This is a genomic window from Nitrososphaera sp. AFS (genome assembly GCF_009898475.1).
GTDB lineage: Archaea > Thermoproteota > Nitrososphaeria > Nitrososphaerales > Nitrososphaeraceae > Nitrosopolaris.
In genome coordinates this window covers 1-11,512 of the sequence record NZ_QURE01000111.1, presented here as the reverse complement: position 1 = coordinate 11,512, position 11,512 = coordinate 1, and the positions used below count along the sequence as shown (strand labels likewise).

Genomic DNA, 11,512 nt, shown 5'->3' with positions numbered 1-11,512 from the left:
TCACATGATAATATTTCATCCAGTTATCAGAGATCAGGTTAAGGCAGAGTAGTAGAAGTGAAAGAATCATTTGGGGTTCCGCTATGGATATTTCGACGGAATGAATCAGACATTATTAATTGCTATAACTTTCTGACACCCTTTGTTGTAAGAGCGACAGGTGGCACGATGCTAAACTTTGGCTATTGGGGCGAGAAAACCATCAATCCCAATGAGGCTCAAATTGATCTTTGCAAGATTGTTGGAGAGTTTGCTCAATTCCAGTCGGCAAAAAATATTGTAGACATTGGGAGCGGATTCTCTGCGCCAGCATTATATTGGAATTCTGTGTACAAGCACTTGAATACTATCTGTCTCAATGTCAATTTCCTCCAATTGAAAAGGGCCATAGGTCTGGTTAAGGGAAGTAAAACTGATAACAATTTAATAAATAGCGAGAGTAACCACCTAGCACTTTCTTGTGTTAATCAGAGCAAGACGAACAATATATCGGTTCTAAATGGTACAGCTAAGCAGTTACCTTTCAAGGATCAAAGTATAGATAGAGTAATTGCATTAGAATCGGCGCAACATTTTAGGCCTCTGATCCAATTCATACAAGAATCTAGAAGAATACTAAATTATGAAGATGGTTTACTCATCCTTGTATTACCTGTCCTTACTACCACCACAATTTCAAAATTTGAAGAAATTAAAAGGCTTGGCCTTCTGTCCTTTACTTGGGCATCTGAACACTACGAATTTGAATTTATTAAATCATTGATTAAAAATTCTGGTTTTAGGATTATCGATATTCGTCACATAGGGAATAATGTGTATAGGCCTGTGGCAGACTATTACGCAAAAAATAGACACAGAATTAAGGAGACGCTCCTAAGCGAAATGATCTGTTCATCCATATCTCAATATCCCAAGAGACTGCTCTTTAAGCTCTCTGAACACCTGATCTATCGTTCAGCTCTAAAAATGAAGGATGTCTCTCAGAAGGGATATATTGATTACGTTCTAATAAAGGCAAAAATCTCATAAGATTGCTTATAATAATCAGTGATAATTATACAAATTCTAGATTGCAAAAATATCTGGTTTCAATTTGTGGAGGTTGCTGATCTGAAGGATAAGAGTCATCAGCTGTTAAATTGAACTTGATTATCAATTGTCTTAATGTACTTCTATCAAAGATTTTTCTTTTTTTGGCACATTCGGTCTTTAGCTTTTCTAACTCTTCATCAACAGGGCCCTCAATGGTAACTTGCTTCAATTCTTTTCAATAATATCGTCACTCGTGTGTGTATAATCCGTTAAAACTCCTGAATCGATCATTTCATCTAAAGCTTGTGCCTTTGCCATCATTTTTTCTGTCTTGTCTTCTGCTCGATCCATTGTTGTACTCAGATCAGCCAGCTCCCTGGAGACTCCTGTTATACTCTCTTTGACGCGTACTTGTGCCCCAGCTGCAGAATATTGCGCCTTTAATATCTCCTTTTTAGATCTGAATAGTTCCACTTTCAACGCCAGTTATTTTTCTATTAGTTCTAACTTATCCTGTTCTGTTTTCATATCATCTATCTGTTTTTTTAATGGTTGGAATTGTGGCAAATTTACATTTTTTCGTTCTAATGTAAGTCTTGTCAGCTCTTCCCTATTCTGTTCAATTGAACGATGCGCTTACTCTTCCAATATACGAATATTTTCCGAGTCGTGTTTTCTGCATTTCAAGCTGTTTTTAGCCGTGATTACCCTTGCGATATCTCTTCTTAATTTATCAAATCTTCTATCTGTTTTGTATATGAGTAGTCAAGTTGTTGTCATGGATCTTGAAATTTGTTAAGAAGGCCATTTAAAAACTGTTTTAGCAAAGTAGTAATGCCATTAGTAATACCCAATAGTCCTCGTGTAAATTTGACAATATAAATCAGACCACAATTCGCAATTGATTGTTGGAGATTATTGATTCCCAGCAGATTTGCGGCTTAACAAAAGGAGTATGTTCATAGTTACCTAATCTCGGAGTTTATGTAACTCATAATTTACATGCAAACAAACATTACTTGTTGACTAGTATGGCTAGTTTTGACATATTCATGTTTGGCACATCTGTTTTATAACTTCCTTCCATCCGCCCCTCCATTTTGTATAGGTAGCCGCTGCCTGAAAATATTTAATATATTTATTGTCTTATTTTGTAATAATCAGCTAATATGAATTCCTTACGATACAAAAGAGCCAGGAGCCATGTAGTACCATTGTATTTGTCTAAAGTGTTCCTCCTGCTCTTTTGGCAAATTTTCCTCAGGCTCAATTCGATAGGGGTTTAGTTCTTGCTCTTGTTTTACTTGTAGATCATATTGTTCTAGTTCCTTTTCAACTTGAGCATAACTATTACCATAATCAAAGACATTTTCTGCATCCTGTTCATGTGGCATCTTTCTACCCACTCGATCAAATTGTGGAAAGTCTGCAACTGATACCTTTAATTCCCGTTGGAACTTCCGGATACCTCTTGCATAATATTCCATCTTTTTATAATCACTCTCGGATTTTGCAATTTTATATCCTTTCCAGCATTTTTTAAGTGCACCCCATGCCTCTGTATTATAAAAGCCAGAATCAAGTAAAATCCCATCCTTTCTTGAAACTTGCTTGTTTAGACTAGAAATGTCTCTTCTTACGATGGAATCAAGGTAATTATACTTATTTTTTAACTCTTTTCTGATTTGTTTCATTAAAAGTTCACGGAGCATAGTTTGTATATCCATTTAACATTTAGTATCGACACTTACCTATCTATAATTCTATACAAAGTTTTAAAAAGGATTGAACGTTATGCGGCATCATATAAACACACTCTGTACGGAGCGGAATTCTCTTTCAAATACCACTTCAAATGAGGCGGGTTGTTACAATATTGATTATCGCTGATAATTCTACCAGAATGGACCGGAATAAGGTCCGCAGAGCATTATAGAATTGTCGACAACAAAATTAACTGGTATTGTCGAATCTGTGGAGGCTTAGTCTTGTCGTTAGTAAGATATTCAATGAATTGTTTGTCTGTCTGTTGAGTATGTTAATTCCGTAAATTACCATCGATCTATTTTAGAATGTTCTCGCTCAACATACGATCACTCCTTGGAACTAAGATATTATTGTCGCATTTCTCATCTAGAGCTGCATTTTATAATAGTTTAAGTTCCAGAATTTGTACTAGTTTGTAAGTCAAGTATCTTAATTTATGTTAACAAAATATCCTATATCCCATCACGATTAGGACTGAAATCGTCTATAAGCAATTTGATATTCAACTTATTCTACCATTATAGTACTTGGATATTCTACAACTTATTATCAATCGACTTCTGATTTCAAATGCTGCACTTTGAGGAACTTGATTCTACAGAATGAATCAAGCGTGATAATGTAATAATAGGAATTTAGTAGTCAAAGTCTTCTCATACATTTGGAACGGCTTTCTAGCACATAACTAGAATATGAAAAGTGATTCTCTGAGATTATACGTCATTAAGAACGAAGATTTTCCTAATTATAAATGAAATATTGTCAACACTTTAATTAGGATGCTGCTGTTCGCATCCTATGCAAGGAGTTCAAAAATTAAAATGTACATCTTGTGGTGTAATGTTCATGTCCGAAACCCACTCGGAGACCTGCCCATCATGCTCAGCGGGTCAAGCACACGGTCATGAAGGCATGGGTGGCTGCGGCTGTGGACACGGCCACTGATCTTTTTATTATCTTGGTCGTCTCTATTTAAAGAGATATAATCTAATGGAAATGCGATAATTCCATTAGCTTATTGGTATTATTGGTAAAAATAGAACACGATAGTTAAAAGTTAATTGAACTTCTGATATGCTTTATTAATGCATTTAATTTTCTACCTCGACCCATAACGGGAATTATAATAATATATTATTCAACTATTGACAAAACTGAATTTATATCTGTCAAGGGGAACTAACAGTTTAAAGAATTAATTTAACATTTGTTAGGTAAACGCCTCATATTATAGTCAAACGATTGATTTCTATATTAAAAGTCTTATATATTTTTAGTCCTTACTGATTCTATGTATGAAAATCTAAATGTATTGATTTACGTGATCTTAGGTGCTGCACTAACATATCTAGCATTAGAATTATCCTGGCATTTTGCTGCTTGCAGATTAATTGATAATAGATTACAACCTTGCGTATTCAAGCAGGTGAAAAATGCCACGATTCCTGAACGAAGGTACAGAGCATAAAGGGTGAAAAAAAATGGATAATAATTTGAATGAAAATACAGATAGGCAAAATGATACAATCCTTTCAACGAGGAGCCCGGTAAGAGTCGAAATTTTGTCTTCAGCAGAGAACACTCCCTTATGCAAAAGATCTTGATGATCTCCTAAAAGATGCATCTGATTATTGTGAGTTCACCAGCTTTGTGGACGACCGTGGTCAGACACTCGTAAAAATAGAATGCGAAATAAGTGAAGATGACAAGGAACGTGTTTGGGATCTTGTAAGGTTTAAGCATAAAAAAGACTGCTCACTTTCTGTTGAACCTACTCGGCTTTAGGACATTTAATTAAATTAAATTAATATTTATCATAGCCGCATGGCATCCTAGTATTGTAGGTCGTACTCTAATGGCAGCATACTTATCAAATTCATTCTGGTACTTCCATATTTATGAGACTCTGAAGATCATGGTCAAACCATTTTTCTGATTCAGTTTTTCTCCACTGGTCTTTTTATTGTTTCTTATTCGAAGCACTTATTCGAAATAGTTTCTCATCCATTGCAACCAACAGACCATTCATTGTTGTTTATACTTTTCATTTTCTATATCATGAGCGTATGAGCATATGTATAACACATCTAGAATGGTATTTATTCAGACGATTGTCTAGTCTGAGTATTGGTAAGTGTTCTGTTTAATGCTGGCAGCAATAAACATCTTGCCGGTTTAGTGTACTTTCTCAAGATTAGCACATTTATCTCGATATATTAATGAGCCTTGTATCTGCTGCTTCGAAAATAGAGTCAAAACTATTGTTTCTGCGATTCCAACTGCTTGTCTAACTAGGAGCACCAGAAACCATGTGTGATCACAAAAAATTGGATAGTTCAGGAGTATGAAAATTGGCGCGGTAATTCAACACAAACCGATCTTGCTAAAGGATTGAGATATAAAGTCGAATCCAGCCGCGCCAACTCTTGATGAATTTTGAGAAGTAATTCTTAGAGGTGTCCAATAAGGTTTCATACATAGAACTAAAATATTCCCGATTAAAGGAAACCATTATTTTAGATACGTGTAATTAATTCCTAGAACCCCTAAAGATAGTTCATTATTACACAGGATGTTCGGGTCGAAGTTACATCTGTTGGGAAGGTCTGTTCTATCCTTCAGATATCGAGAACTTACCTTGGCCGAGGACTTTTAAGGAATCGAACTCACTAGTCAGCTGTCTATACGTCGTAATAAAGCATGATCTCCTGGTCAAATGATTTGTCATGAATCCTTCTTAATTCATCCTTTTTCTGTAACATGAACGACTCAAGGATTTCGTCACGGAAGCAACTCTTCAGATAAGCCGAGTCACTCTTCAACGAATCCAGCGATTCATCTAAGCTCCCTGGAAGTGAGCTAATACCAAGGCTAGTTCTTTTTGCATCGGACATTTTGTAGATGTTCTCATCAGTTGGACTTCCAGGCTCTCTACTCTTTTTGATCCCATCAAAACCTGCTGCTACTATTGCAGAAAATGCCAAGTATGGGTTAGCGGCGGGATCAGGTGCCCTGAACTCAATCCTCTTGGATTTGGAGTTATTTCGTTCGTTAACTGGTATACGAATAACAGCAGATCTATTTGCCTTAGCCCATGCAACATAGACAGGGGCTTCAAAGCCTGGAATTAGTCTATGATAAGAGTTTACTGTTGGTGCTACTATTGCAGTCAGGGATCTCGCATGATCGATTAATCCACCTATAAAGTACCGTCCCCTTTGGCTCAATTCAGCATAATTGTCATCACTATCATAGAAAATATTGGTTGTTGAAGAGTCATTCCACAGGCTAATGCTTGTATGCATACCAGAGCCATTGTCACCGCCATTTAATGGGTCATTGTTGTCAAAAAGTGGTTTTGGCATAAAATTGGCTATCTTATTATATTTTTTTGCCACGTTCCTCACCACATCTTTGTATACCTGGACATTATCTGCAGCACTGGTTAGATTGCTGTGCATAAAATTGACTTCGATTTGACCGAAGCTAGCGACTTCGTGATTGAGATTGGTTACATTTATCGAAAAATTCTTCCGTAGAACTTCAGCTACGTCAAACCTGAACTCGAGTAATGAATCTTGAAATGGTGGGGCGTCATAACCGTCCTTTCTCCTAATGGGATATTTGCAACAATCACTTCCTTGTCCTTCTGCAGACACGATTCTAGATCCGCTGTGTTCAGGGCTGTCACTTGCATGGCCAAATTTATTATTGTCCATATTTTTCTTTTGACTGAACACAATATTGTCAAATACAAAGCACTCTACTTCAGGGCCAATTTGACAAGAAAGGTTATTTTCTAACAAGAATTCTTCCATACGGTGTGACACGTATCTAGGATCTCTAACTAATCTCCCCTTGTTAAAACCCTGATAGACGTCTGCTATAACTGCAAAGAGTTTGTAGCTTGACGATATTGGTGATGATGCAGAATATAACAAAGATTGTGGGAAGATTCTTAGCGTAGATCTATCAGGAATTAGTAGTAAATCTGAGTCATCAATGGATGCAAACCCTCCTACTGATGAGCCATCTACTCCCACACCAGATTTAAAAAAACTATCAAAGGTTTCCTTATTCTCGAATACATATTTTGCATGAAACTTGCCAAGTACATCAGTATATCTTAACTGAATAAAACCAGTGTCTATGATCATCTTTATGCCATCAATGCTCCTTTCCTTGTCTTCCGTTTCTAACTTCGAATTACTTCTACTAAACGACATCGCTAACATAGGTATATGGGAATAGTTGAATATAACACTTTATGTAGATTCCGTTAATATCTGATAAGTATTTATGATTAATATCTATTAATTGTTAGTTATAGATGAATGTATTAGGAATGGATGAAACAGATGTTAAAATCCTTGGCAGACTTCTATCAGATGCAAGGCTTTCGTACAGAAAAATAGCTGAGGATATAGGCGTATCTCCACCAACAGTTCTTGCCAGGGTAAAAAACTTGGAAAAAAATAGTGTTATCAAGTTCTATTCAGCAATACTAGACCATGAGAAACTAGGTTACGATCTAACTGCTATTATTGAAGTCACATCTGTAAAGGGAAAAATAGTAGAAGTGGAAAGGCACATAGCCAAGTTCCCAAATGTAGTGGCAGTTTATGATATTACAGGTTTAACTGATATGGTTGTGGTTGCAAAATTTAAGAACAGGTCTCAACTCAGCAATTTTGTAAAGAAAGATTTGGCTCTTCCATATGTAGAAAGGACGAATACACATATTGTATTGATAACAGTTAAGGAGGATTTCCGCTTCTTTTAGAAATTTTTTAGAATGATTCATCAGATTATTCACATGATCCTTTATGGGATTTGAATATATGTATAATTTTAGCCATCAATCGATGGTGTTTGCATAATATGGAAATAACTAAATCAGAATTGTAAAAAAAACCGCAACAAGAAAAAGATGCAAACACCTAAGAGAAGTGGAGCCGTATTCAGCTAGATCTAGACAGGTTGAAATCAGTATAACTTCATGGTCGAATCGATGCGGCAAACAATTTGCCGAAAATCCCTTGATATTAGTTGGTTGATGATTGCGTTGTCGTAGGTGCAATAATACCCTCAGCAGCTATTGGATGAGGACAAACAGGATCGTCAAAAATTAATTATACCGGCTGGCTTGTGATAGTTCTGATCCACTTATTGCTATGGATGAATTTTTTTGGGAACTTTCAGCGACCCGATGATGACAAAGATGAAATTATAATGAAAAGAATGGATACGATTTTAACAGTCAGCCAAACATGATACATTCTTACAATATAAAATCCATATTGTACTGTTTATGAGTGATAAAAAGGAAATTGATGAAACAGGATTGAGCGTAGTAGAGGCTGAAAGACGAGAATTGGATGAACAACCAAAACCCACTAGGAAAGTAAGCCACCCCGCCACACCTTCATCAAACAAAGATGAACCTAGTACGCACGATAAGATAAAAGGTAGAAGGATAATTAAATAGTAAAAATGGGTACACATCAGCTAGACAATGCCAATAACAGAAATCGGTCCAAGAAATTGAGGCAAGTTCTCAAATAAAGCCTCATGCTTTTTGTCTATAACTAATGCAGAAGCAGCAATCCTCCAATATTTTATCATAACCCATGTTCTTCTAGTGTGAGGTTTTTGCCAAATTAATTCAAAAGTCTTATTCATTGTGCCTGCATTTTGGTCTGGACTTAATATAATGAACAAAAGACATTAGAGTAGCTTTNCTTTAGCTCTTCTTGCTGAAATAAAAAATTAGTTAACTGCAGTCTTTGAATGGATTCATCATGAGTACGGTCTGATCTTTTTCAAACTATGAGCAAATATTGGCAAAGCTTCAATGATAGTTTATAAAGCTGTGAAGGCTATGAAAGCATTACTAAATTGGGATAACCATTAAATCAGATCAAGTCTTGCTAAAGTACACCTCATACCGTGATTGCTAATATTTTATAGTGGCGAATTGCAGCATAGGTCCGTCCTCCCTTCCTTTCAAACAGTCTTAGTACTAATTCGGTTGCATCTTTTATACTTCTATTAAACTCTAATTCAGTCTCTAAGACTTTGCTATTATACAGTCCAGAATTTCTCACGTATTCAAGATAGTCACGCATTGATGTTTCAAATACGCCTATATTATCTGCTACAACTACCGCACCTTTCTTGATATTCTTCTAGAATAATTCAAGATCGTTTAAGCATTCCTCTTTAATACCACCTAAAAACGCCATGTCAAATTTTTCGTTTAGTTTTGGTATTATCTCCAATGCATCAGCTTCTATAACTTCTACTTTATCGGCGAGAGCCGCATCCTCTATGTTTTGCAATGTCTGCAGATTCCTTGTCTATTTCGATGGTTGTAACTTTCCTCACATTTTCTTCTGATACGTGCTACCCATCAGTCTTACAGCCATATAATGCTCCAATTTCAAGGTTCCTTCTTGGTTTATAATTTTGAATCACATCTGCAATAATTTTTCCCTTAGCTGGACCAATTGATGGTAGGGATTCATCTTCAGCAATTCTTTCCAGCCTCTTTAGTACTTTATGGGTTTGTTAATTCATAGTACTTCATATTCAATATCGATTTAATTTCGCTTTCCTTGAAAAGTACGTGAAAAGTACTATCAAAGTCATTGCTCTAAAGTTTCCTTCTATTTTATGACCTATCAAAAACAAACAGACTGCTACTAACCATAGGATTACTCCAATATTTGGATTAGTGTTAAGATTCATAAAATAACCAATAATTAACATAATTCCGGTAACATAGATGGGCAATCCTATAAGGTGGAGAATCCTATTTGTAGGATTTCTGTGGGTGCTTTTCAGCCCCTTAAGTAGACTGAAGGGCATATGTCTAACTATAATTTAATTTCACAGTTACAAATTAATATTTGGCATTATTTTCGGATTTCAATTCTTACTTAGTCAATGAAATTTTCTGGTTTATTAGTATTTGTTAACGGCAAAGTATTCTCTATGGCGTTCACGGCTTTCAATGCCTTCGTTTTTCGATAACCTAGAATACTACTCTAGATCATTCTAACATGTTATATAGACTTGACCAGATTTTGCTATCTTGTCAAAAGATGGCATTGAAAAACCAACAATCAGGCGCTTTTAAACAGTTAACATCGGACTATTATACTAAGGATATAGCTGCAGACCTATGATGCTATAAACCAGTGAAATAAAGCTTTAAAAAAATTCTCCCATTGAATAAATATTCTCAAAACCTTTTATTCTAGTTGTCATTATTTTCCCAAAACTCCTTTATTGAACTCAAGTCTTTTATTTAAATTGAGTTGCAAAAGCGACAGGCAGCGATCATCTATATAGATCATATAAATTACATACGATTATTATTTATGTAAAACAGCGTATACCTTAATTATGTCAGTGACGGATACTCCTTTACCCTTATCAGAAGGCCAATCCAAACTTCAGATAGTAAACGTTACACCTATTATTGCTAAAATAAGGAATTTGCATGTCATAGCTTGTGATCTATGTAACGAAGAAGAAGCGACCTATGACATATTTTATAAAGGTGTGATTAAAGAGGCGATTATGTTAAAACGATTCTGCGATAATTGTGTTAAACATCTGAAATTGCTTTAAACATAATCATTTTGGGCTATTAGATTAAGTACCGCCAGTCATCATTCTTATTACTACCAAACAAAACCCGGCAATTGAAGCACTTGCCGGAATAGTTATAATCCAGGCGTAAACTATCCGTTTTCCAACTCCCCATCTAACGGCCGATAGTCTTCTGGTTGCACCTACCCCCATTATGGATCCTGCTATCGCGTGAGTAGTGCTTACAGGAATTCCAAAAAATGCCATGGATGTTAAAATTGCTCCACCAACAGTTTCTGCGCAAAAACCCTGATATGGTCTAAGATCCGTCAAGCGAAAGGCCATTGTCCTTATTATTCTCCATCCCCCAAAAAATGTTCCAAGAGATATAGCAGACGCAGCAACAAGTATTACCGGAATAGGTATCACAAAGGATTTAGAAGGAAGCAGTTGCCCTGCGATTAACAGCGCAGTAATGACGCCCATAGTTTTTTGGCCATCATTAGCCCCATGGGTAAGAGAAAAGAATGCAGATGACATTATTTGAAATTTTCCGAATAGCTTGTTTGTTTTTGTAGGACTAGTTTTGCGAAAAAAGTAGATAATAACTATTGCAAATGAAAATGCAATTACAAAACCTGCTACTGGCGAAATCACCATAAACACCAGGGTATTCCGAATTCCAGGCAGAACTATAGCGTTCAGTCCACCTGCAATTAAAGCAGAACCAATCAAACCACCAATTAATGCATGGCTGCTAGATGAGGGTAACCCAAAATACCAAGTGATGAGATCCCAAGCAATAGCTCCAATCAAGCCAGCAAATATTACCGATACGGTAGAAAATTCTGGTTGTATAATTCCTTTTCCAACAGTAGCTGCTACTGCTGTTCCGAATATAAATGGACCGGCAAAATTTGCTACAGCTGCAATCCCTACTGCATACATTGGTTTTAAGACCTTTGTTCCAACAACTGTTGCCACCGAATTAGCAGAATCATGAAAGCCATTTACAAAATCAAAAAATAGTGCAATAGTTATTGCACCAAAAATTACGATTTCGGTCTCATTCATTTCTGTTGAATCTCACAGTCAATCAATCAATCAATCAATC

14 protein-coding genes are annotated in these 11,512 nt (G+C 36.0%); 5 read left to right on the top strand and 9 right to left on the bottom strand.

The window, feature by feature from the left end; genetic code table 11:
• Positions 1-57: 57 nt before the first annotated feature.
• Complete coding sequence (locus DYY65_RS10185; RefSeq protein ID WP_162477854.1) at positions 58-1,029, top strand: class I SAM-dependent methyltransferase; 972 nt, start codon at positions 58-60, stop codon at positions 1,027-1,029.
• Positions 1,030-1,054: 25 nt separating this feature from the next.
• Here DYY65_RS10185 and DYY65_RS10180 read toward each other — a convergent pair whose 3' ends face one another.
• The 3 genes from DYY65_RS10180 to DYY65_RS10170 all read right to left on the bottom strand — a co-directional run bounded on the left by DYY65_RS10180 (position 1,055) and on the right by DYY65_RS10170 (position 2,759).
• Positions 1,055-1,261: a hypothetical protein gene (locus DYY65_RS10180; RefSeq protein WP_162477853.1), complete on the bottom strand. Its 207-nt coding sequence runs from the start codon at positions 1,259-1,261 to the stop codon at positions 1,055-1,057.
• Entirely contained in the window at positions 1,258-1,512 is a 255-nt protein-coding gene (locus tag DYY65_RS10175) for a PspA/IM30 family protein (RefSeq protein ID WP_162477852.1), read from the bottom strand. The genes DYY65_RS10180 and DYY65_RS10175 overlap by 4 nt, the downstream gene beginning before the upstream one ends.
• A gap of 698 nt (positions 1,513-2,210) precedes the next feature.
• Entirely contained in the window at positions 2,211-2,759 is a 549-nt protein-coding gene (locus DYY65_RS10170; protein ID WP_162477851.1) for a hypothetical protein, read from the bottom strand.
• Between the two features lie 838 nt (positions 2,760-3,597).
• On the opposite strand from DYY65_RS10170, the gene DYY65_RS12570 reads away from it, so the two are divergent.
• Positions 3,598-3,744, top strand: coding sequence for a hypothetical protein (locus DYY65_RS12570; RefSeq protein WP_162477850.1), 147 nt, complete (start codon positions 3,598-3,600; stop codon positions 3,742-3,744).
• Positions 3,745-5,480: 1,736 nt separating this feature from the next.
• Here the strand turns inward: DYY65_RS12570 and glnA are convergent.
• Complete coding sequence (gene glnA, locus DYY65_RS10160) at positions 5,481-7,025, bottom strand: type I glutamate--ammonia ligase (protein ID WP_162477849.1); 1,545 nt, start codon at positions 7,023-7,025, stop codon at positions 5,481-5,483.
• Between the two features lie 119 nt (positions 7,026-7,144).
• Here glnA and DYY65_RS10155 point away from each other — a divergent pair, with 119 nt between their 5' ends.
• Together DYY65_RS10155 and DYY65_RS10150 are read left to right on the top strand one after the other, a co-directional pair.
• Entirely contained in the window at positions 7,145-7,582 is a 438-nt protein-coding gene (locus tag DYY65_RS10155) for an Lrp/AsnC family transcriptional regulator (protein WP_162477848.1), read from the top strand.
• Positions 7,583-8,110: 528 nt separating this feature from the next.
• A complete protein-coding gene (locus tag DYY65_RS10150; protein WP_162477847.1) occupies positions 8,111-8,287 on the top strand; it encodes a hypothetical protein in 177 nt (58 codons plus the stop codon).
• A 20-nt stretch (positions 8,288-8,307) separates the two neighbouring features.
• Here DYY65_RS10150 and DYY65_RS10145 read toward each other — a convergent pair whose 3' ends face one another.
• The 4 genes from DYY65_RS10145 to DYY65_RS13065 all read right to left on the bottom strand — a co-directional run bounded on the left by DYY65_RS10145 (position 8,308) and on the right by DYY65_RS13065 (position 9,669).
• On the bottom strand, positions 8,308-8,481 hold the full coding sequence (locus DYY65_RS10145) for a hypothetical protein (protein WP_162477846.1): 174 nt from the start codon (positions 8,479-8,481) through the stop codon (positions 8,308-8,310).
• A gap of 260 nt (positions 8,482-8,741) precedes the next feature.
• A complete protein-coding gene (locus DYY65_RS10140; RefSeq protein ID WP_162477845.1) occupies positions 8,742-8,927 on the bottom strand; it encodes a hypothetical protein in 186 nt (61 codons plus the stop codon).
• A 60-nt stretch (positions 8,928-8,987) separates the two neighbouring features.
• The gene (locus tag DYY65_RS10135) at positions 8,988-9,140 is read right to left on the bottom strand and encodes a hypothetical protein (RefSeq protein ID WP_162477844.1); all 153 of its coding nucleotides are present in this window, start codon (positions 9,138-9,140) and stop codon (positions 8,988-8,990) included.
• 250 nt (positions 9,141-9,390) lie between these two features.
• Positions 9,391-9,669, bottom strand: a complete 279-nt coding sequence (locus DYY65_RS13065; protein WP_162477843.1) for an Mpo1-like protein — start codon at positions 9,667-9,669, stop codon at positions 9,391-9,393.
• A gap of 540 nt (positions 9,670-10,209) precedes the next feature.
• Here DYY65_RS13065 and DYY65_RS10125 point away from each other — a divergent pair.
• A complete protein-coding gene (locus DYY65_RS10125; RefSeq protein WP_162477842.1) occupies positions 10,210-10,437 on the top strand; it encodes a hypothetical protein in 228 nt (75 codons plus the stop codon).
• 24 nt (positions 10,438-10,461) lie between these two features.
• Here DYY65_RS10125 and DYY65_RS10120 read toward each other — a convergent pair whose 3' ends face one another.
• The gene (locus tag DYY65_RS10120) at positions 10,462-11,472 is read right to left on the bottom strand and encodes an inorganic phosphate transporter (protein WP_162477841.1); all 1,011 of its coding nucleotides are present in this window, start codon (positions 11,470-11,472) and stop codon (positions 10,462-10,464) included.
• Positions 11,473-11,512 lie beyond the last annotated feature (40 nt).